General features: G+C 59.5%; 22 protein-coding genes. All 22 read left to right on the forward strand.

What is annotated here, in order from left to right; translation table 11 throughout:
• Positions 1-307: 307 nt before the first annotated feature.
• The 22 genes from GTO91_RS05275 to GTO91_RS05380 all read left to right on the forward strand — a co-directional run bounded on the left by GTO91_RS05275 (position 308) and on the right by GTO91_RS05380 (position 20,441).
• Positions 308-763: a DMP19 family protein gene (locus tag GTO91_RS05275; RefSeq protein ID WP_161255958.1), complete on the forward strand. Its 456-nt coding sequence runs from the start codon at positions 308-310 to the stop codon at positions 761-763.
• A 368-nt stretch (positions 764-1,131) separates the two neighbouring features.
• A complete protein-coding gene (gene pxpB, locus GTO91_RS17995) occupies positions 1,132-2,019 on the forward strand; it encodes a 5-oxoprolinase subunit PxpB (protein WP_235919194.1) in 888 nt (295 codons plus the stop codon).
• Positions 1,925-2,842 carry a 5-oxoprolinase subunit C family protein gene (locus GTO91_RS05285; RefSeq protein WP_235919224.1) on the forward strand — a complete coding sequence of 306 codons (918 nt, stop codon included), beginning with the start codon at positions 1,925-1,927 and terminating at the stop codon, positions 2,840-2,842. Before pxpB ends, GTO91_RS05285 begins: the two co-directional genes overlap by 95 nt.
• Before the next feature lie 3 nt (positions 2,843-2,845).
• Complete coding sequence (locus GTO91_RS05290; RefSeq protein WP_161255962.1) at positions 2,846-3,610, forward strand: LamB/YcsF family protein; 765 nt, start codon at positions 2,846-2,848, stop codon at positions 3,608-3,610.
• 321 nt (positions 3,611-3,931) lie between these two features.
• Complete coding sequence (locus GTO91_RS05295; protein ID WP_161255965.1) at positions 3,932-4,369, forward strand: HutP family protein; 438 nt, start codon at positions 3,932-3,934, stop codon at positions 4,367-4,369.
• A 322-nt stretch (positions 4,370-4,691) separates the two neighbouring features.
• Positions 4,692-5,009, forward strand: coding sequence for a P-II family nitrogen regulator (locus GTO91_RS05300; RefSeq protein ID WP_161255968.1), 318 nt, complete (start codon positions 4,692-4,694; stop codon positions 5,007-5,009).
• Positions 5,010-5,013: 4 nt separating this feature from the next.
• Positions 5,014-5,400: a P-II family nitrogen regulator gene (locus GTO91_RS05305; RefSeq protein ID WP_161255971.1), complete on the forward strand. Its 387-nt coding sequence runs from the start codon at positions 5,014-5,016 to the stop codon at positions 5,398-5,400.
• Positions 5,401-5,433: 33 nt separating this feature from the next.
• The gene (gene nifH / locus GTO91_RS05310) at positions 5,434-6,288 is read left to right on the forward strand and encodes a nitrogenase iron protein (RefSeq protein ID WP_161255974.1); all 855 of its coding nucleotides are present in this window, start codon (positions 5,434-5,436) and stop codon (positions 6,286-6,288) included.
• A 178-nt stretch (positions 6,289-6,466) separates the two neighbouring features.
• Positions 6,467-7,927, forward strand: coding sequence for a nitrogenase molybdenum-iron protein alpha chain (gene nifD, locus GTO91_RS05315; protein ID WP_161255976.1), 1,461 nt, complete (start codon positions 6,467-6,469; stop codon positions 7,925-7,927).
• A complete protein-coding gene (gene nifK / locus GTO91_RS05320; RefSeq protein ID WP_161255978.1) occupies positions 7,924-9,366 on the forward strand; it encodes a nitrogenase molybdenum-iron protein subunit beta in 1,443 nt (480 codons plus the stop codon). The genes nifD and nifK overlap by 4 nt, the downstream gene beginning before the upstream one ends.
• Before the next feature lie 168 nt (positions 9,367-9,534).
• Positions 9,535-10,893, forward strand: a complete 1,359-nt coding sequence (nifE, locus tag GTO91_RS05325) for a nitrogenase iron-molybdenum cofactor biosynthesis protein NifE (protein ID WP_161255980.1) — start codon at positions 9,535-9,537, stop codon at positions 10,891-10,893.
• Positions 10,890-12,173: a nitrogenase iron-molybdenum cofactor biosynthesis protein NifN gene (nifN, locus tag GTO91_RS05330; protein ID WP_161255982.1), complete on the forward strand. Its 1,284-nt coding sequence runs from the start codon at positions 10,890-10,892 to the stop codon at positions 12,171-12,173. Before nifE ends, nifN begins: the two co-directional genes overlap by 4 nt.
• A 13-nt stretch (positions 12,174-12,186) precedes the next feature.
• Entirely contained in the window at positions 12,187-12,576 is a 390-nt protein-coding gene (gene nifX / locus GTO91_RS05335; RefSeq protein ID WP_161255985.1) for a nitrogen fixation protein NifX, read from the forward strand.
• Positions 12,577-12,580: 4 nt separating this feature from the next.
• Entirely contained in the window at positions 12,581-12,847 is a 267-nt protein-coding gene (gene fdxB, locus GTO91_RS05340; RefSeq protein WP_161255988.1) for a ferredoxin III, nif-specific, read from the forward strand.
• A 95-nt stretch (positions 12,848-12,942) separates the two neighbouring features.
• Entirely contained in the window at positions 12,943-13,776 is an 834-nt protein-coding gene (locus tag GTO91_RS05345) for a radical SAM protein (protein ID WP_161255991.1), read from the forward strand.
• A gap of 18 nt (positions 13,777-13,794) precedes the next feature.
• Entirely contained in the window at positions 13,795-14,925 is a 1,131-nt protein-coding gene (nifV, locus tag GTO91_RS05350) for a homocitrate synthase (protein WP_161255994.1), read from the forward strand.
• Positions 14,926-15,022: 97 nt separating this feature from the next.
• Positions 15,023-15,517: a hypothetical protein gene (locus GTO91_RS05355; RefSeq protein ID WP_161255997.1), complete on the forward strand. Its 495-nt coding sequence runs from the start codon at positions 15,023-15,025 to the stop codon at positions 15,515-15,517.
• A 258-nt stretch (positions 15,518-15,775) separates the two neighbouring features.
• Positions 15,776-16,738, forward strand: coding sequence for a DMT family transporter (locus GTO91_RS05360; RefSeq protein WP_161256000.1), 963 nt, complete (start codon positions 15,776-15,778; stop codon positions 16,736-16,738).
• 23 nt (positions 16,739-16,761) lie between these two features.
• Complete coding sequence (locus tag GTO91_RS05365) at positions 16,762-17,637, forward strand: DMT family transporter (protein ID WP_161256004.1); 876 nt, start codon at positions 16,762-16,764, stop codon at positions 17,635-17,637.
• 196 nt (positions 17,638-17,833) lie between these two features.
• Positions 17,834-18,721, forward strand: a complete 888-nt coding sequence (pdxS, locus tag GTO91_RS05370; RefSeq protein WP_161256007.1) for a pyridoxal 5'-phosphate synthase lyase subunit PdxS — start codon at positions 17,834-17,836, stop codon at positions 18,719-18,721.
• A gap of 14 nt (positions 18,722-18,735) precedes the next feature.
• A complete protein-coding gene (gene pdxT, locus GTO91_RS05375; RefSeq protein ID WP_161256010.1) occupies positions 18,736-19,392 on the forward strand; it encodes a pyridoxal 5'-phosphate synthase glutaminase subunit PdxT in 657 nt (218 codons plus the stop codon).
• Between the two features lie 146 nt (positions 19,393-19,538).
• The gene (locus GTO91_RS05380; RefSeq protein ID WP_161256013.1) at positions 19,539-20,441 is read left to right on the forward strand and encodes an alpha/beta fold hydrolase; all 903 of its coding nucleotides are present in this window, start codon (positions 19,539-19,541) and stop codon (positions 20,439-20,441) included.
• Positions 20,442-20,501 lie beyond the last annotated feature (60 nt).

Raw genomic sequence — 20,501 nt, forward strand, 5'->3', positions numbered from 1 at the left:
AATCGGTCGAGGACTTGACCTTCACTTGCTGCTTTACGAAACTAACTCTGTGTAGTTTTGAGGGAAAGCCCACTGCTTTTTATGAAGCGTGGGCTTTTTGCGTTTGTAACTTTTGTGTCTGTAACAATCTCTTGTCGATTCTGATACAAAAAATACATTTATTATTTAATTTAAAAATGATTTGGTATAATGGTGGGTGGTAAGACGTTACTTTGAGCACTATCTAGTATGTTTCTGTACTACCTGCGCTGAGGCGAGCAAACGGGGTATGGGAAGATAACCAGCGAAAGATAGGTGAACGTTGATGGTGAAAAGAGTAGTGACAAAAGAGATGATGGAAAGCAATCCTTATGAAAAATGGAATCAGTTCGTCCACTTACTTGCTTTGGAAGAATATGATGATTTAACTGAAATTCAAAGAGTGGCCCACCTGAGTTTTTGGTATGATTCGGAGGTTCAAAATGGGGGCCATATGCAATATTTTTTAAATAGAGGCATCTCATTAGCGAACGAGACAGCGATTGCGCTTAAAAAAATTGGTGCGCAATCACAGGCTATAGTATTTTCTAAAGCGTTACGTATTCTTATGACCGAAGGGATACCCGAAATTAAAACCGTAGAAGAGTACGTAGAAGAAGCGCGCGATGGCAAATTCGATGAGGTCGATTTCGAATATTATGATTCTGAACCATCAATAGTTGATTTTCTTCGTGAATATTTAGAGAAGTATGAAGAAGAATTTATAGTTTTTCAAGATTTATAATTAACGCCTTAGCGCGAAGAGAAGGCTAAGATGAACGTACATACAAAGGAGTATGGCAATTTATCGCTTAACGGTAATGCTTTTTTTGAAATGTAATTCTCATAACTAGGATCTAATCTAATGTCATGACCCCTTTTTTATGTCTAGAACCGTCTTCATGATGGCAAGTATATTTTAGAAAGGGAAACCCATTCGTGGAGCAATCCTATATCAACAAGCAGCTATATCTCCAAGGAGGCTGTACAAAGATTAAAAATATATTTTAAAAAGGCGTTTCATTCTCCAGCAAAATTCGATACAATTTTTTAGAAAGACCATATTTGTAATTTTGAGAACAATCTGACAGCATGGGGATGAGCAAGCACATCATGGAGAATCGGACAAAAGAACAGAAGTGCCGGCTGGTGCCGATGGGAGACAGTTGTTGGCTCATTCAGTTTGATCAGGAGATCTCCCCGGAAATCAACGTCCACGTGCATGCCCTGGCGGCGGCGCTGGCGCAAGCGAAGCATGGATGGCTGCGGGAGATCGTCCCCACCTACTGCGCCTTGGCCGTCTATTACGATCCCATGCAAATCGACGCCCACGATGTCGAATGCTACCTCTGGGCGGAACTGGCGCTGCTGAATGAAAGGGGCAGCACCATGTCCTTGACCTGGGAGGTGCCTGTGCTCTACGGTGGGGAATGGGGACCTGATCTGGCGTCATTGGCGCTGCGCAGCGGTCTGAAAACAGATGAGGTGATCGCCCTTCACGCAGGGAGAAGCTATCACCTGTACATGCTCGGGTTTGTGCCGGGATTTTGCTACCTCGGGAAAGTCCCCTCCAAGATCGCGGCGCCACGCCACGCCAAACCGAGAAAGGCTGTGCCTGCCGGTTCGGTCGGCATTGCCGGCGAGCAGACCGGCATCTATCCCATCGAAGCGCCGGGCGGTTGGCAGATCATCGGTCGTACGCCGGTGACCCTCTACGATCCGCGCAGGGAATCCCCTGTGCTCATGCGTCCCGGCGACCGGGTTCGCTTTCGTCCCATCGATCTCGCCACCTACCACATGTTGAACCAAAAGAGCAAATCGGGCTGGCAACTGACGCCGGTGGAGGGGACGAGCAACGTTGACAGTACAGGTCATCAAGGGCGGCTTATTAACCACCGTTCAAGATATGGGGCGTCATGGGCACCAGGCATTCGGGATGCCCGTCGCCGGAGCCATGGACACCTTTTCCTTGCAAGCAGCCAATCTGCTGGTCGGCAATGATCCGAGCGCGGCGGCCTTAGAGATTACACTGGTCGGGCCGCAGCTTCGCTTTTTATCGACGGCGATTATCGCCGTCACCGGCGGCGATTTATCTCCCGTAGTGGATGGTAATCCCCTGCCCATGTGGGAAAACGTGCTGATCGAAGCGGGCAGTCTGCTGACTTTCGGCGCACCGCGCAGCGGATGCCGGGCCTATCTGGCCGTGGATGGCGGATGGGCCGTCGAGCCAGTCATGGGCAGCCGCTCAACCTATTTGAGAGGTCAGATCGGGGGCTACCAGGGCCGGGCGCTAAAAGATGGCGATACGCTTCCACACCACCGGGGAAAGGATTTCAACCAAATCGGTTATCGCGTTATGCAGGCGGAGTGGGTCCCCCGCTACAGGGCAGCTGTCTCCGTCCGGGCGATCGAGGGTCCCCAGGTTGACGTTTTTTCTGCCGCCATGCGGGAGCGCTTTTTCACAGCCGATTTCTGCGTCTCCCTTCTATCGGATCGGATGGGCTATCGATTGGAAGGTCCGTCGATTCAAGCCGTTATGGGAAAAGAGATGATCTCTGACGCCACCGCTCTGGGAGCGGTGCAGGTTCCACCCGACGGTCAGCCCATCGTGCTGATGGCCGATCGGCAGACCACCGGCGGCTATCCCAAGATCGCCACCGTCATCACCGCCGACATCCCCCTGCTGGCCCAGGCGCAGGCTGGCCACCGGATCCGCTTCGTCCCTTGTACCCTTGGCGAGGCGCGGGCCGCGCTGCGCCAGCAGGCAGAAGTCCTTCGTTCACGCATCATTGCGCGGCGACCGTCGCCGGCGGAGGTGTCTTAATCGATGCGGATCGACCTCAACTGTGATATCGGCGAAAGTTATGGCGCCTACCGGATCGGCTGTGACGACGAGATGATCGCCATCGCCTCATCCGTCAACATCGCCTGCGGCTTTCACGGCGGCGATCCCGACGTGATGGCGGTCACGGTGGAACGGGCCTTGCAGTCCGGCGCAGCCATTGGCGCCCATCCCGGCTTTCCCGACCTGGCCGGCTTCGGCCGCCGGGAGATGCGCCTCCAGCCGTCTGAGGTGACCAACCTGATCATCTACCAGATCGGTGCGTTGCAGGCATTCGTGCAGGCCGCCGGCGGAAGGCTCCACCATGTCAAACCACATGGCGCCCTTTACAACATGGCTGCTGTCGATGACGAACTGGCGGCGGCGGTCGCGCTGGCCGTAAAAAGAGTCGATCCGAAACTCGTTCTCTACGCCCTCACCGGCTCCCGCCTTGTTGAAACGGCAAGAAGGCTAGGGCTGACGGTGGCGCGGGAGGCTTTCGTCGACCGGGCGTACCGAGCCGATGGCACACTGGCGCCCCGCAACCTCTCCGGCGCGGTGATCACTGATCCGGTGACGGCTGGCGCGCGGGCGGTGACGATGGTGAAGACCGGTTGCATTCCATCGATAGACGGCGACCCGATCCGAATTGACGCGGACACGCTCTGCCTGCACGGCGACAACCCGGCCGCCGCCGCCATAGCCAAGGCGGTGCGGGCTTCCTTGGAAACAGCGGGGATTGCCGTGAAGGCAGGCTTCGGAACGACATGAGCATGCAAGAATACTGAATGCAATATATTGACACAAATAGGACAACCGCCTAAAGAAAAGTTGGGGAACAAAACAGATATATGAAAACATGCGAAAGAGAGAGAGAAGAAGAGATAATCGAACCTTGAGTGGTCTGTTTAATCCATTTTGCCCGTTTTTGATGAGTGACAGGATAAGAAAACGGGTTTATGTTTATACCATAACTCAACGGACTCCCTTGCACAGTGGCATAGACGCCATTTTGAAGTGAAAGCTTCAAAATGGCGTTTTTCATTTTTACCCTTGTTTTTCTAAGAACGCGAAAAGGGGGATTCGAGAGAGATGAAGGCAACTGCCCAGGAGGGCAAACCCTCTTTAGAGCGCGCCGCCATGATGCTTGCCATGAGTGAGACGAGAGAAAAAGAATACCGCCTTCGCCAGTACTACGGGGAAGAGATGGGACTGGCCTGCGTCGTCACCGAAGTGGGGGGCACCGTCAGCGCCTTGCAGAGCACCGGCAAACTGACGAATTCCGTCATCGCCGCCGCCATTAACGCCAAAGTCATCGAGGGAAAACCGGAGTCCGTCCACGCCGTGCTCCACGCCACCGTCGATGCGATGAAAGGGATTTTCCTCGAAACAGCCAACAACGCCAGCCTAGCCTTGAAAATCAGCGTCATCTCCGACGGCAGATGGGTGGCCGTCGGGATCTTCGGAAAGTCTTCCGTCCATCCTCTTACCGAACACAGCCGGGTTGGGCTGGGATACATGCACCTCTAGAAGTGAGGAACCTTTTTCAGCCATATGGAGATGTTGACCCCAGCGGGTCAAATAAGCGGAGAGCGTGTCATTCGCAGAGTGAGAGTTTCGCAGACATAGCGTAGCGCACAACTTCATAGGAAAATGGGCGCCAACCCTTATGCGGGGCTGGAGTGTTTACAGCGGATTAGAGAGCCTTTGGTTAACAAAACCAGGGGCTCTTTCTGTTTCTCCGGCGGGAGTGTTTTTTCCTGACCACGTAAGGAGGTGATGCCCTCGGTTTCCTTGAGGGTTCCCCACACCATCACTACCCCCCAAACAAAAAAGAGGAGGCGTTGATTCCATGAAAATGATCCGTGCCATCATCCGGCCGGAAAAAGCCGAAGTCGTCGCGGAAGCCCTGGCCCAAGAGGGCTTAACCTCTCTCACGAAAATGCACGTCTTCGGTCGCGGCAAATCGAAAGGGATGCGCATTGGCGATGTGGTCTATGACGAATTCCCCAAAACGATGCTCCTGATGGTCGTCGATGATGAAAATGTCGAGAAAGCCGTCGATGTGATCATCGAAGCCGGCAAAACCGGTTCCATGGGTGACGGCAAGATTTTCGTCACCCCGGTGGAAGAAGCCTACACCGTACGTACGGGGGCAAGGGGGTTGTAATTTTATGAAGGAAATCGTCGCCTTCATCCGGCGCCACCAGCTGCCGGCCACGAAAAAGGCCCTGGAAGAGGCCGGTTTCCCGGCCCTCACCATCCAGAGCGTTGAAGGCCGGGGAAGACAAAAGGGCATCGGCGGTTGGGCCGCCGAGGTCGATCCGGAACTGAACAAGTTCACCTCTACGGCCCTGCAGAGCATGGAGCCGGAGATCAAATGGATTCCCAAGCGCATGCTGACCATCATCGTCCAGGACGATCAGGTCTCGGCAGCGGTGGACGCCATCGTGGCGGCCAACAAGACCGGTCATATCGGCGACGGCAAAATCTTTGTTTGCCCCCTGCAAGAAGTGGTCCGCGTGCGGACCCAAGAGCGGGGTTGCGACGCCGTCATCTAATCTCATCCACGGAAGACTGAAGGAGGAATTCCCATGCGGCAGATCGCCATTTACGGAAAAGGTGGCATCGGCAAGTCCACCACCACGCAAAACACCGTTTCCGCTTTGGCGGAGATGGGCAAAAAGGTCATGATCGTCGGCTGCGACCCCAAAGCTGACTCGACCCGTCTGATCCTGCACTCCAAAGCCCAGGCCACTGTCATGGACCTGGCCCGTGAAAAAGGCACCGTCGAAGACCTCGAACTGGAAGACGTGCTCCTCACCGGCTTCGCCGACATCCGCTGCGCCGAGTCGGGCGGTCCGGAACCGGGCGTTGGCTGCGCCGGCCGCGGCGTCATCACCGCCATCAACTTCCTCGAAGAAAACGGCGCCTACACCCCTGACCTCGACTATGTCTTCTATGACGTTCTCGGCGACGTTGTCTGCGGCGGTTTCGCGATGCCGATTCGCGAGAACAAAGCCCAAGAGATCTACATCGTCACCTCCGGCGAAATGATGGCCATGTACGCCGCCAACAACATCGCCCGCGGCATTCTCAAGTACGCCTCCTCCGGCAAAGTCCGTCTCGGCGGCCTGATCTGCAACAGCCGGAAGGTAGACAAGGAATACGAACTGATCGACGAGTTGGCCACCCGTCTGGGCACCCAGATGATCCACTTCCTGCCCCGCGACAACCAAGTCCAGCGGGCCGAGCTGCGCCGGATGACCGTCATCGAGTACTCCCCCGATCATCCGCAAGCGGACGAATACCGCGCGCTGGCCAAGAAAATCGACGAAAACAAAAAACTCGTCATTCCCACGCCGCTTACCATGGACGAACTGGAAGACCTGCTCATCCAGTACGGCATCCTGGAAGACGAGGAAACGGCGGCCGCCAAGCTCGGCTAAGACCACATCAACGCAGCGAATTTCTCGACCATCTACATCGCCTTCACTGCGCCAGAATACGCAGAAAGCTACTTTTTTTACAAACCCTGACATCTCTTCTCGATGACCGGCAACGTCCTCCGAATGCTACTTACGCGACGAAAACACCCAATTTTAGAAAGGAAAGAGGTGTAGCTTCATGGCTGAACAGCAAGATCCGAAGGGTTATGCCAGCAGAGAGATGGTCGACGAGGTCCTCTCTGTCTATCCCGAAAAAGCTCAGAAGATGCGCGCCAAGCACATCACCGTCAAGGAAGAGGGCTGCGCCTCCTGCTCGATTCGCTCCAACTCCAAGACAGTCCCCGGCCTGATGACTGCCCGCGGTTGCGCCTACGCCGGCGCCAAAGGCGTCGTCTTCGGACCGGTGAAAGATATGGTGCACATCTCCCACGGACCTGTTGGCTGCGGCTACTACTCCTGGGGCAACCGCCGGAACCTGGCGGAAGGCACCCTGGGCGTCGATAACTTCGTTCCCTTCCAGTTCACCTCCGACTTCAGCGAAGGCGACATCGTCTACGGCGGCGACAAGAAGCTGGAGCAACTCTGCCGGGAAGTCAAAGAACTCTTCCCGACCGTCAAAGGCATCTCCGTCATGTCTGAGTGCCCCGTCGGCCTCATCGGCGACGACATCGAGAGCGTCTCCAAGCGGATGAGCAAGGAACTGGGCATCCCCATTGTCCCGGTTCGCTGCGAAGGCTTCCGCGGCATCAGCCAATCCCTCGGCCACCACATCGCCAACGACGCGGTGCGCGACCACCTGTTGGCCAAAAAAGAACGTCCCGATCCCGGTCCCTATGACGTCTCCCTCATCGGCGACTACAACATCGGCGGCGACGCCTGGGCCTCCATCAAGATCCTCGAAGAGATGGGCCTGAAGGTCCGCAACACCTGGACCGGCGACTCCACCGTCGAGATGCTGCAAACGGCCCACCAGGTGAAGCTGAACCTCATCCACTGCTACCGCAGCATGAACTACATCTGCAAGCACATGGAAGAGGAATACGGGATTCCCTGGATGGAGTTCAACTTCTTCGGTCCCACCAAGATCAAAGAATCGATCCGCAAAATCGCCGCTTTCTTCGACGAGACCATCCAAGAGAAAGCGGAAGCGGTCATCGCCAAGTACGACCCCCTCATGCAAGCCGTCATCGAAAAGTACCGCCCACGCCTCGAAGGCAAAAAGGTCATGCTCTACGTCGGCGGCCTCCGTCCCCGCCACGTCATCGGCGCCTACGAAGACCTGGGCATGGAAGTCGTCGGCACCGGTTACGAGTTCGCCCACAAGGACGACTATGACCGCACCTTCCCCATGATGGGCGACAACACCGTCATCTATGACGACGTGACCGCCTTCGAGTTTGAAGAGTTCGTCAACCGCATGCGGCCCGACCTGATCGGCTCCGGGATCAAGGAAAAGTACGTCTTTGAAAAGATGGGCTACCCCTTCCGCCAGATGCACTCTTGGGATTACTCCGGTCCCTACCACGCCTATGACGGGTTCCCCATCTTCGCCCGTGACATGGACATCGCCCTGAGCAGCCCCACCTGGGGACTGGCCAAGGCGCCCTGGAAAAAAGAAGCGAAGGAGGTGCGCAAATGAGTGAGAACACCTGCGCCTGCACGCAATCCAAAGAAGAAATGGCCGAATGGCTGAATTCGCCGGAATACCGGGAGATGAACTTCAACCGCAAAGCCCTTTCCATCAACCCCTCCAAAGCCTGTCAGCCCCTCGGCGCCCTCCTTTGCGCCCTCGGAATCGATGGCTGCCTCCCCTTCGTCCACGGTTCGCAAGGCTGCGCCGCTTACTTCCGCAACACCCTGAACCGTCACCTGCGCGAGCCTGTTCCCACCGTCTCCGACTCGATGACAGAAGACTCGGCCGTCTTCGGCGGTCAAGCCAACCTGATCGAAGGCCTGAAAAACGCCTACCAGGTCTATAAGCCCCAGATGATCGGCGTCTTCACCTCCTGCATGGCCGAGGTTATCGGCGACGACCTGAATGCCTTCATCGCCAACGCCCGCAACGCCGGTTCGGTGCCCCAGGATTTCCCCATCGCCTTCGCCCAGACGCCCTCCTTCGTGGGCTCCCACATCACCGGTTGGGACAACATGTTCAAAGCCCTGCTCCAATCCCTGGCTGACCCGCGCCATGGCAGATGGACCAACGGCCGCCTGTACGTCGTTCCCGGCTTTGACGCCTACCCCGGCAACCTGCGTGAATACAAGCGCCTCGTGTCGGCCATGGGCATCCCCATGACGATGCTGCCCGACGCCACCGAAGCCATGGATTCGCCCCACACCGGCGAGTACCAGATCTACCCCGGCGGCACGCCCATGTCTGAACTGGCGGACGCGCTGAACGCCTCCGGCTTCATCTTCATGCAGCGCTACTCCACCGTCGGCAGCTACAAGTTCGTCAAAAACGTTCAGAAGATCAACACCGAAGTGGTCACCATGCCCATCGGCATCAACAACACCGACAAGTTCCTGATGGCCCTCCAGGAGATGACCGGCAAGCCGATCCCGGCGGAACTGGAAAAAGAGCGCGGCCGCGCCGTCGACTCGGCCACCGACGCTCACCAGTACATCCATGGCAAGCGCTTCGCCATGTTCGGCGACCCCGACCTGCTCCTCGGCCTCACCGGCTTCCTGCTCGAAATGGGCGGCATCCCTGCCCACATCGTCTGTACCAACGGCACCGAGCAATTCCGCAAGGACATCCAGGCGGTGCTCGACGCCAGCCCCTTCGGCAAGGACTGCGGCGTGCACGTCGGCCGCGACCTCTGGCATATGCGCTCCTTGCTGATGACGGAGCCCGTCGACATGCTGATCGGCGACTCCCACGGCAAGTTCGACGCCAAGGACGCCAACATCCCCTTGGTCCGTATCGGCTTCCCGATCATGGACCGCGTCAACCTGCACCGCAGCCCCATCGTCGGCTACCAGGGCGCCATCAACCTGGTCACCATGATCGCCAACACCTTCATGGACCAAGTCGACCGGACCTGCCCGGACCGTCTCTTCGAACTGATGCGCTAATCCGGCGTTACGCCGCAGTGGAAGGATGGAAAAAGCTCCGGTGGCGGGAAGCCGCCACCGGAGGCGTTCCCCTCCTTTCGGCAATCGTTAAAGAACCTTCTGGATTCGCTGCAACGAAGTGAAAACCAGAAACCAGCCTGAGAAAAAGTGGAATAGGGGGTGCCGCCGGTGTTTGTCAATCTGTCCAAGTTAAACCTGCGCGAGGAATGTCCTCTCACCGACAAGGGCGCGCCCAAGCTCTGCATGAAAGCGCTGCCTGGGGAAGGCGCCGAGCGCTCCTGCGCTTTCGACGGCGCCCGGGTCGTGCTCATGCCGATCACCGACGTCGCCCATGTCGTTCACGGTCCCATCGCCTGCGCCGGCAACTCCTGGGATAACCGGGGCGCTCGCTCCTCCGGGGCGCAGCTCTACCGCCGGGGGTTGACGACGGACCTGATGGAGATGGATGTCGTCTACGGAGGAGAGAAAAAGCTCGTCCAGGCCATCATCGAAATCGCCGCGAAACACCGGCCGAAGGCAGTCTTTGTCTATGCCACCTGCGTGTCCGCCCTGATCGGCGACGACCTGGAATCTGCTTGCCGGCAAGCCCAAGCGCAGGTCCCCGTTCCCGTCATCCCCGTCAACGCCCCCGGTTTCCTCGGTGACAAAAACATCGGCAACCGAGTCTCCGGCGAAGTCCTCTTCCAGCATGTCATCGGCACCGCCGAACCGGAGGAGATCCACCCCTTCGCCATCAACTTCATCGGCGAGTACAACATCGCCGGCGACCTCTGGGGCGTCCAGCCTTCGCTCGAAGCCATCGGCGTCAAACTGCAATCCTGCATCAGCGGCGACGCCCGCTTCGACGACCTGCGCACCGCCCACCGGGCCAAACTGAACATCCTCGTCTGCTCGAAGAGCCTGACCAACCTGGTCAAGCAGATGGAGAAAAAATACGGCATCCCCTACATCGAAGGCTCCTTCTACGGGATCCATGACACGAGCAACACCTTGCGGGCCATCGCCGAAGCCTTCGGCGACGCCGACCTGATCGCCAGGACAGAAGCCCACATCCAAAAAAAAGAGGCCGAGACGCGGGCCGTCATCGCGCCCTATAGACAAGGACTCGAAGGCAAACGGGCCGTCCTCTTCACCGGCGGCGTCAAGACCTGGTCCATGGTTACCACATTGAAGGAACTGGGTATCGAGGTCCTCGCCGGCGGCACCCAGAACTCGACACCGGAAGACTTCCTGCGCATGAAAGCCCTCATGGATCCGGAAGCCCACATCATCGAAGACACCAGCGCCGCCGGATTCCTAACCCTGATCAAAGAAAAAGCGCCCGACCTGATCGTGGCGGGCGGCAAGACAAAGTACCTGGCCCACAAGACGCGAACCCCTTTTCTCGACATCAATCACGGACGCAGCCTTCCCTATGCCGGCTATGACGGCATGATCACCTTCGCAAAAGCCGTCGCCCGCACCGTCTTCAGCCCCGTGTGGGAAAAAATGCGGCAACCCTTTCCGGCAGGAGGTGACGCGCAATGACCGCCACCGCCTTCGCCCCCCGAAGCTACACCGGCAACCCCCAGAAAAACAGCCCCGCCTTGGGCGCCACCCTGGCCTACATGGGCGTCGACGGGCTTTTGGCCCTCCTGCACGGCTCCCAGGGATGCTCCACCTTCATCCGGCTTCAGTTGTCGCGCCACTTCAAAGAACCGGTGCCCCTCAACTCGACGGCCCTTTTGGAGGACACGGCTATCTTCGGCGGCTGGGAACACCTGAAAAAGGGCATCGCCAAAGCAGCCGACAAGTTCAAGCCGCGCATCATCGGTGTCATGAGTTCGGGCCTGACAGAGACCTTCGGCGATGACATGGAAAGCGCCTGGTCCACCTTGCGGCAGGAACGGCCCGACCTGAGCGACCTGCCCGTCGTCCTGGCCAAAACGCCCGACTACGTCGGTTCGTTGCAAGAAGGCTACCAGCGCACCGCCCTGGCCCTCGTGGAGACACTGGCCAAGGATCCCGCGCCGCAGGATGCAAAGACCGTCGCCCTCTTTCCCGGCGTCCATCTCACCCCGGCCGACGTGGAAGAACTGAAAGACATGGTGAGCCTCTTCGGACTGACACCGCTTGTTCTGCCGGACATCTCCACATCTCTGGACGGCCACTCCGAGCTCGACCCGGCGCCGGTCGTACAGGGCGGCATCACCTTAGAGGAAATCCGCCGCATCCCCGGCTGTGTCGCCGCCTTCTCCTTCGGCCCCAGCATGGCCGTCGTCGGCGAGGCACTCCAGCGGATGCACGGCGTGCCCCATATGGCCGTCCACTCCTTGACGGGGTTGGAAGCCGTCGACATCTTCGTCCTCAAACTGTGCCAAATCTCGGGACGGCCCATTCCGGAGCGACTGCTCCGGCAGCGGAGCCGCCTGTTGGATACACTGGCCGACTACCACGACCAGATCGGCCGGAAAAAAATTGCCTTGGCCCTCGAATCGGACCTCCTGCTGAGCTTAGCCGGCTGCCTCGCCGAATTCGGCGCCGTCATCCAGACGGCCCTGGCCGCCACAGCCCCTGACCCGAGCGCGGTCCCCCCGGGCATCCCCGTCATTGTCGGCGACCTGGAGCACCTGGAGGAGACGGCCGTCGGCAGCCACCTGATCATCGCCAACTCCAACGCCCGCCAAGCGGCCCTGCCGCTCAAAATCCCCCACCTGCGCGCCGGCCTTCCTGTCTTTGACCGGGCCGGCATGCCCCAGACGGTCTGGATCGGCTACCGGGGAACCCAGCGATTCCTCATCGACTGCCTGAACGCCATGGCTGTGTAAGGAGGCGCCTATCATGCTCGTCGCTTTTGCCACCGAGAGCCAGACCCACATCGACGCCCACTTCGGGCTCGCTCCCGCCTTTGCCCTCTATGACATTACCCCGGAAGCGATCACATCAAAGGGGATCGTCTACTGCCCCCAGGAGTTCGCCCCAGACGCCGACAAAGAGGATAAAGTCGAAAACCGCATGCAGATCCTGCGCGGCTGCGCCGTCGCCTACTGCACCAGCATCGGCGGCCCGGCAGCAGCCCGCCTGGTCCAGAGCGGGATCCACCCACTGAAAGTGCCTGAAGGCACGGCCATCGAGGATGAACTGAAGCGCCTGCAAACCCTGCTGGCCGGTTCCCCGCCGCCGTGGCTGCGCAAACGGCTCCAACAAGAAAAGATGATGAAGGAGGACTAAACATATGGCTACCTTCACCGGATTGACCTACGGCGGTCAAGAATGGACCCCCAAATTCGTCGAGGCGATCGACCCCATGAAATGCATGGGCTGCGGCCGCTGCATCAAGGTTTGCTCCCAGGGCGCTCTCGGCCTCGACACCTTCATGGATGAAGACGACATGCAGCGCATGATCTCCATCATCGCCGACAAGGACCGTTGCATCGGCTGCCAGGCTTGCGGCCGGACCTGCGCCAAGCGCTGCTTTACCTTTGCGCCGAAAGAGATCTAAGGTTGAAGCAGGGGAGTCGCCTCCCATCAGCGTGAAGCTACAGGTTTTTCACATCACCTGACGCGAAAAAAATGAACCGGAAAGAGGTGTGAAACATGGGATGTCTCGGATCTTGCGATGGAAACCAAAAAGAGTCGACCCCTCGCCACCCCTGTTTCTCACCTCAGGGTCACGGCAAAGCCGGGCGCATTCACCTGCCGGTGGCGCCGAGTTGCAACATCGGCTGTGGATACTGTGTGCGTAAATTCGACTGTGCCAACGAATCCCGTCCCGGCGTCACCAGCCGGGTGATCACGCCGGAACAGGCGCTTTGGCGCGTTGATCAGGCCTTGGCTTCCGATATCGGCGCCTATCTCAACGTGGTCGGCATCGCAGGCCCCGGAGAACCGCTAGCCAACGAAAACACCTTCAAGACCTTTAGCCTGATTCAAGAGCATCATCCGCACTTGATCAGTTGCGTCAGTTCCAACGGTTTGATGCTCGCCGATCGCCTCGACGATCTGGTGAAGCTGAATGTCTCGCACATCACGGTCACCATGAACACGCTCGATCCGGCCATCGGCGCGCGCATCTACCGCCATGTGCGCTATCAGGGACAACGGTTGACTGGGGAAGCGGGCGCCGCATTGCTTATCGAGCGGCAACTGCGCGGCATCGAAATGGCGGCGGCCGCCGGACGGACCGTCAAAGTGAATACGGTCGTCATCCCGGGCCTGAACGATGACAAGATCGAAACGCTTGCCCGGGAAGTGAAAAGCCGCGGGGCTGCGCTGCTCAATCTCATGCCCCTGATCAACCAGGGTGATTTCGCCGATTGGGCGCCGCCGACGCCGGCCATGCTGCAGAAGCTGCAACAAAAAGCGTCCGTCATCCTGCCCCAACTGGCCCACTGCCGCCAGTGCCGCGCCGACGCCATCGGATTGATATAAGGGTAAGGGGGCGTTGTCATGCGCCAACGGGTTTGGTTGATGGATACGACGTTACGCGACGGCGAGCAAACGCCGGGGGTGGCTTTTTGCCCACAGGAAAAAGAGCTGCTGGCCCGGCGCCTCGCTGAAGCGGGCGTCCACGAAATTGAAACGGGCGTGCCCGCCATGGGAGAAGACGAACAGGAGACCATCGCCCGCATCGTCAAGTTGAACCTGCCGGCGCGGGTGACCACCTGGAACCGGGCTGTCATCTCCGATCTGGAAGCGAGCCTCAAGTGCGGCGTCCATAGTGTCGCCATCTGCCTTCCCTCTTCGGATCAGCAGATCACCCAGAAACTCCGCCAAAGCCGCCAGTGGGTCCTCGACCAGATGGGCGAGTGTGTCCGCCGGGCCAAGGCGGAAGGGCTCTATGTGGTGATCGGACTGGAAGATGCCAGCCGAGCCGATCCCCAGTTTTTGATCCAACTGGGCGTGGAAGCGGAGCGTCTCAAAGTGAACCGGCTGCGCATCTCCGACACGCTGGGCATCCTCGACCCCATCCGCACCTTCACCCTTTTTGACCGCTTGGCGTCATCGCTCTCGATTCCCTTGGAGATCCATGCCCACAATGACCTGGGCATGGCCACGGCCAACACGGTGTCCGCCATCCAGGCGGGCGCCAAGGCGGCAAGCGTCACCGTCTGCGGGCTCGGCGAGCGGGCCGGCAACGCCCCCCTGGAAGAGGTGGCCCTGGCCCTGCGCCAGTGCTGCGGCGCTGATACGCGCATCAACCTGGAACTGTTGCCGGCGCTCTGCCGGCTCGTCAGTTGGTCCACACGCCGGCCCATCCCCTTTTCCAAGCCTGTCATCGGCCGCGACGCCTTTACGCACGCTTCATCCATTCATGTGGACGGACTGAATAAAGACCGTTCAAACTATGAAGCCTATCCCCCCGAGTATGTGGGCCGCCGCCACCGCATCGCCCTTGGCAAATACAGCGGGCGAAAACCCCTGGACGAACTGCTCAAGGCCCAGGGGCACGACCTGGACCAGGAGGGGATGACCCAATTGCTCCTGAACGTGCGCCAACTCAGCCAAGTCTTGAAGCGCCCCCTGCGCCGGCACGACATCCTCGACCTCGTTTCCGGTGAGACGTCCTCGCAAACGTAAACGCGTTCCCGAGGAACAATTTGTCGACCTGTCACCTACTGACCGTCTATGGAATACATTGCCACTGAAAAAACCAAAGTGGCAAGGAGAGATGGTCATGGACGGCGCGTATCCCCTTTCCCCCGCCTATCGTCCCATGATGTGCGACAGGCTTCGCGGCATGATTGGCCAAGAAATGACCGCCGAGGTCCGCCATCCCGACGGCATGCGGATCTACACGGGCCGCCTCATCTCCGTGGGAGACGATTATATCGAATTGGAGATGGAGGATTCCCGGGCGACGGCGCAAACGGACGATGCGGTCACGGAAGTCATGGCTGGCGGAGAAGCCTTTGCCTCTGAAGAAGCGATGACTGCGGAAGCGGTCATGGCGCCGGAAGAGATGATGGCGGTAGAAACGATGGCGGGAGATACCGTGCAAGCGGAGCAGTTTTTTTACCCGCCCTACCGCTACCCCTACCGCTTTCCCTATCGTCGCCCCTTTTTCGGTCCGGGATTCGGGCCGGGATTTGGACCGGGACCTTTTTACCGCACCTTCATCCCCATTTTCCTCTTGACGTCGCTGTTGGCCCGTCCCGGCTATTACTACTGATGCATGGAATGTCAGCGGTTCCCCGCCAGCGTCGGTGATGCGTCGCGAACGTGCGTAGTCCCGCTGATTGCCATAGGTAACCCTCACCCCAACCCCATCGGTCTTGATCACAGGCCACGCCCGGAACGGATTGTTCCAGGGCGTTTTTTTTGATCCCCGGGGGAAGCTGCGGACACACCCGAAAAAAGGGTGTATAATGTAGTTTTAGACGAAGCCAGGTCGGCGACAGCCGATCACATGCACTAAGGGGATGGGACGGTGGCAGCGCAAGGCAAGACACAACGCCCGGCAAAAACCTATCTGAAACTGATCCTGACGACCTGTTTCTGGGGGGGCACCTTCGTCGCCGCCAAATTGGCGGTCCAGGAGGCGCCGCCCTTTTATTCGGCAACCAGCCGGTTTACTGTCGCCACCCTGGTCCTCTTTGCCATCGTCGCCTGGGAGGCCTATCGACCGGGAGGGGAGGGCCGCATCCCCTACCCCCGAGGGTGGCGCCAAATCCTCGGCCTGTTCAGCCTTGGGCTAACGGGGATTTTCTTTTACAACGCCTTTTTCTTTACGGGATTGAAGTTTACGACAGCCGCCAACGGCTCCCTCGTCATCGCCATCAATCCCTTGGTCACGGCCATCTTCTCGGCGCTCCTGCTGAGAGAACGTTTCCGGCCGATCCAGGCCGTCGGTTTTTTGATCTCCTTCATCGGTGTTGTCACCGTCGTTTCGCGCGGCTCCCTGGAGGTCCTCCGCGGGCTCTTCTTCAACCCCGGCGACGTGATCCTGTTGGGCGCGCCGATCTCTTGGGCTTTGTACTCGATCCTGGGGAAAAAGATGCTCGGCCGGTTTTCGCCGCTGGTGGCGACAGCCTATGCGACCCTGTTCGGCACGCTGCTGCTGCTGCCGGCGGCCTTCATCGAGACGGCCCTGACCGATAGGACAGCCGGCTTTTCCTGGATCGGCTGGACGGCCATTTTGCAGTTGGCCCTGCTCGGGACGGTGCTGGGCTTTGTCTGGTGGTATGAGGGCGTCAACACCATCGGCCCCGGCCCATCGGCCATCTTCGTCAATCTCGTGCCTGTTTTCGGATGCATCTTCGGCGTCGTCTTTCTCCATGAAGGGGTCGCCTGGCCCCAACTGGCCGGCGGCGCTTTGGTCATCACGGGTGTGTTGACAGGGACGCTGGGCGCGAGCGGGGGACCGGATCTGCGGCGCAATAGTCTGTTATAAGCGTTATACCGGAGGAATCTCACATGGGCCTTTTCCTCGTGATCATCTCCGCCTTGGCCTTCGGCTCCATGGCGATCTTTGCAGCCATCGCTTACGATTACGGCGCCCAGGTGCCCACGGTGCTGGCTGTTCGCTTCTGTCTGGCGGCGGCCCTGCTCTGGCTGGTCGTTATCATCCGGAAGGAAACATACCGGGTCGATCCAAAGACCCTGGCCGGGCTCGCCCTGCTGGGCGCTGTCGGCTACGGCACGATGTCTTTTTGCTTTTTTACGGCGGTGCAGCGGCTGACGCCAGGCCTGGCGGCGCTGCTGCTCTACACCTACCCGGTGATTGTGTATGTGCTCTCTCTGCTGATGGGGCGGGAGCGAGTCGGTTGGACGAACATGACCGCCTTGTGCGCGACCGCTGCCGGAATGGTCCTCGTCCTCGGCGCCTCCTTGGAAACGGCGGCCTTTGACGGCGTTGGCGCGGCCTTCGGACTTACCGCCGCTGTCATGTACTCGGTTTACCTGCTTCTCGGCGCCCGCATCGTCCAAGGCGTCTCCCCATTGGTGACGACGGCCTACATCTGCGCCTTTGCCGCCTTCGTCTTTGTCCTGCGCGGCCTCGTCTCCGGCGACCTCCGCCTCGATATGCCCCTTGAAGCCTACGGCGCCATCCTCGGCATCGCCGTCATCTGCACGGCTGTGGCCATCCTGGCCTTGATGGCCGGCATCGAGCGGGTCGGACCGGCGCAGGCCTCCATCATCAGTACCGTTGAACCGGTCTGGACCGTCTTTTTGTCTTTCCTGATCTTCGGTGAGCGCTTCAACCTGTCTCAGATGGGCGGCGGCGCGCTGATCCTGCTCGGTGTGCTGATCCTGCAGGCCTTTCCCGCCAAGTCCCTGCAAAAACAATAAAATAGGATAAAGTCTATCGGGCTCTGGGGATTTCCCTGCGCCAGTCCTTGTCCGCACCCGATGGATCATGTAAAATACAGGGGTAGTCACTGAGCGACTACCTTTTTTACATCGTTTTGGGAAGAATGCATTCGGGGCGACCCCCGGCGCGGGAGGCCAAAAGGGTGCCCAATTACGCGCAGGAGGGAATTTACGAATGACGACAGAAAAAGGAACCTGGACAGTGAAAAAAGGCCTGGCCGAGATGCTCAAGGGCGGCGTGATCATGGATGTCACCACGCCGGAGCAGGCCAAGATCGCCGAGGAAGCCGGCGCTTGCGCCGTCATGGCGCTGGAGCGCGTGCCGGCTGACATCCGCGCCGTCGGCGGGGTGGCCCGCATGGCCGACCCCACGGTGATCCTGCGGATCATGGACGCTGTCACCATCCCGGTCATGGCCAAAGCCCGCATCGGCCACTTTGTCGAGGCCCAGGTGCTGGAGTCGCTCGGCATCGACTATATCGATGAGTCGGAAGTGCTGACGCCGGCCGATGACCTGTTTCATATCAACAAAAACGACTTCAAGGTGCCCTTTGTCTGCGGCGCCCGCAACCTGGGAGAGGCACTGCGGCGCATCGGCGAAGGCGCGGCCATGATCCGGACGAAAGGCGAGCCCGGCACCGGCAACGTGGTCGAAGCCGTGCGCCATGCCCGCCAGGTCATGAGCGAGATCCGCAAACTGACGACCCTGCCCAAGGAAGAGCGCATGTCCTTCGCCAAGGAGATCGGCGCGCCCTACGAACTCGTCTGCCTGGTGGCCGAGACAGGCCGCCTGCCCGTGGTCAACTTCGCCGCCGGCGGCATTGCCACCCCGGCTGACGCCGCCCTAATGATGCAACTGGGCGTCGACGGCGTCTTCGTCGGCTCGGGCATCTTCAAATCAGGCGACCCTGTCCGCCGGGCCAAGGCCATCGTGGCCGCCACGACCCACTACAACGACCCGAAGGTCATCGCCGAGGTGTCCAAAGACCTGGGCGAACCGATGGTGGGCATCGAGATCCCGACCATCCCGGCGGAACAGCGCATGCAAGAGCGCGGCTGGTAGCCGGGGGCTTTTCCATGACCGAAAAAAAAGCGCTCACCATCGGCGTCCTGGCGATGCAGGGCGCCTTTCGCGAGCATGAGCAGATGCTGCAATCGCTGGGCTGCAACGTCGTGCAGGTACGCAAGCCCGAGCAACTCGACGAACTGGACGGGCTGATCCTCCCTGGCGGCGAGAGCACCACCATCGGCAAGTTGATGGCCGACTTTGGCCTTGACGCGGCAATCCTGGAGCGGGCGGCCCAAGGAATGCCCCTCTGGGGCACCTGCGCCGGACTGATCCTGCTGGCCCAGCGGATCGAGCGGTCGGAGCAGAAGCGCCTCGGCCTCATGGACATCACCGCCGTGCGCAATGCTTTTGGCCGCCAGGTCGACTCCTTCGAGATCGCCCTCGACATCGCGGCGCTTAACGGCATCGATGCCCTCGGTGCCCTCGGTGCGGATGAAGCCCTCGGTGATGATAAAGCCCTTGGTGTTGGCGCCTTTCCCGCCGTTTTCATTCGCGCGCCTTACATCGCCGAAGCGGGGCCGGATGTGCAGATCCTGGCCCGCCATGAAGGCAAAGCGGTGCTGGCCCGTCAAGGAAACCTCCTGGCTGCGGCCTTCCATCCCGAATTGACGAAGGACGACCGGATGCACCGCTTTTTTCTCAAGATGGTGGCGGAACAGGCGTAATCAGGGAAGCGATGGGCCGGCCATGGAGCGGCCGGCCCTCGCTATCGCTTGAAAAGGCGCTGCCGCGCAGCCATCGTGATTTGTGAGAAGGCAACACCTCACATGCTTCTTGTTTCCCCAGGTTTCCGTCATCGAAAGGAGAAGCAATGGCTACTGCAATCGCCAACGGTGTTCGCCTGAACTATGAGGTCTTCGGCCCCGAAGGGGCGCCGGCGTTGCTCTTCACCCACGGGGCCGGCTGGGATCACCGGCAGTGGCTGCCCCAGGTGGAGCCCTTCAGCCGCCACTACCGCGTCATCCTCTGGGATGTCCGGTTTCACGGTCGCTCAGGCTGCTGCGACCTTGCCGACCTGGACGATTTCAGCCGCGACCAGGTGGCCCTCTTGGACCACCTCGGCGTCGAGCGGGCCGTCCTCGTCGGCTGCTCCATGGGGGGGCACATCTCGCTACGGACGGCCATCCTGCATCCCGAGCGGGTGGCGGCCCTCGTCCTCATGGGCACGCCGGTGACGAGCGCCTACAACTGGCGAAACCGCCTGGCCATCACCCTGCAGGAGGGATCGCTGAAAAAGTTTTTCAGCGAGTTGATCGACATCTCACTGCAGGGCTTCTCCTTCTTCTTTTACGGACTCACCCTGCGTTTCGCCACCATGGAAAAGATCGCGAGCATGCACGCCAAAGGGCTCAGCCTCTTTCATCCCGAGTTGGAGGAGTACTTCTACCGCGTGACGGTGCAACACCCCAAGGAGCGCTGGAACCTGATCTGGGAGATCGCCTGCCGCATGGAGACGCTGGCCGACCTCCCCAAGGTCGCCTGTCCGACGCTGGTCCTCGAAGGCGACGCCGAGTGGATGATGCGTCGCCAGCACCGCTTCATCTGCGAGGCCATCCCCCAGGCCTGCCACCGGCTGATCTCCGGCGCCGGCCATGCCACCAACCTGGACAATCCCGAAGAGGTCAACGATTGCATCGACGATTTTTTGAAGCAGGCCCTGTTTCGGGATTCCGCTCAAAACCAGCAGCGGCAGCTTGCGGGCGCCGTCTGCTAGTCTATCCTTCGCCTGGCTGCCTAGAATTGCCGCAAAGGCTGCGCCGTTTTTTTAACATGA

It is taken from the genome of Heliomicrobium undosum (assembly GCF_009877425.1).
Lineage (GTDB): Bacteria > Bacillota > Desulfitobacteriia > Heliobacteriales > Heliobacteriaceae > Heliomicrobium > Heliomicrobium undosum.

Excerpts from the sequence above, each read along its gene's own strand:
- pxpB (WP_235919194.1), top strand. The coding sequence starts at position 1,132 with ATGGAGAATCGGACAAAAGAACAGAAGTGCCGGCTGGTGCCGATGGGA.
- GTO91_RS05285 (WP_235919224.1), top strand. The coding sequence starts at position 1,925 with ATGGGGCGTCATGGGCACCAGGCATTCGGGATGCCCGTCGCCGGAGCC.
- GTO91_RS05290 (WP_161255962.1), top strand. The coding sequence starts at position 2,846 with ATGCGGATCGACCTCAACTGTGATATCGGCGAAAGTTATGGCGCCTAC.
- GTO91_RS05295 (WP_161255965.1), top strand. The coding sequence starts at position 3,932 with ATGAAGGCAACTGCCCAGGAGGGCAAACCCTCTTTAGAGCGCGCCGCC.
- GTO91_RS05300 (WP_161255968.1), top strand. The coding sequence starts at position 4,692 with ATGAAAATGATCCGTGCCATCATCCGGCCGGAAAAAGCCGAAGTCGTC.
- GTO91_RS05305 (WP_161255971.1), top strand. The coding sequence starts at position 5,014 with ATGAAGGAAATCGTCGCCTTCATCCGGCGCCACCAGCTGCCGGCCACG.
- nifH (WP_161255974.1), top strand. The coding sequence starts at position 5,434 with ATGCGGCAGATCGCCATTTACGGAAAAGGTGGCATCGGCAAGTCCACC.
- nifD (WP_161255976.1), top strand. The coding sequence starts at position 6,467 with ATGGCTGAACAGCAAGATCCGAAGGGTTATGCCAGCAGAGAGATGGTC.
- nifK (WP_161255978.1), top strand. The coding sequence starts at position 7,924 with ATGAGTGAGAACACCTGCGCCTGCACGCAATCCAAAGAAGAAATGGCC.
- nifN (WP_161255982.1), top strand. The coding sequence starts at position 10,890 with ATGACCGCCACCGCCTTCGCCCCCCGAAGCTACACCGGCAACCCCCAG.
- nifX (WP_161255985.1), top strand. The coding sequence starts at position 12,187 with ATGCTCGTCGCTTTTGCCACCGAGAGCCAGACCCACATCGACGCCCAC.
- fdxB (WP_161255988.1), top strand. The coding sequence starts at position 12,581 with ATGGCTACCTTCACCGGATTGACCTACGGCGGTCAAGAATGGACCCCC.
- GTO91_RS05345 (WP_161255991.1), top strand. The coding sequence starts at position 12,943 with ATGGGATGTCTCGGATCTTGCGATGGAAACCAAAAAGAGTCGACCCCT.
- nifV (WP_161255994.1), top strand. The coding sequence starts at position 13,795 with ATGCGCCAACGGGTTTGGTTGATGGATACGACGTTACGCGACGGCGAG.
- GTO91_RS05355 (WP_161255997.1), top strand. The coding sequence starts at position 15,023 with ATGGACGGCGCGTATCCCCTTTCCCCCGCCTATCGTCCCATGATGTGC.
- GTO91_RS05365 (WP_161256004.1), top strand. The coding sequence starts at position 16,762 with ATGGGCCTTTTCCTCGTGATCATCTCCGCCTTGGCCTTCGGCTCCATG.
- pdxS (WP_161256007.1), top strand. The coding sequence starts at position 17,834 with ATGACGACAGAAAAAGGAACCTGGACAGTGAAAAAAGGCCTGGCCGAG.
- pdxT (WP_161256010.1), top strand. The coding sequence starts at position 18,736 with ATGACCGAAAAAAAAGCGCTCACCATCGGCGTCCTGGCGATGCAGGGC.
- GTO91_RS05380 (WP_161256013.1), top strand. The coding sequence starts at position 19,539 with ATGGCTACTGCAATCGCCAACGGTGTTCGCCTGAACTATGAGGTCTTC.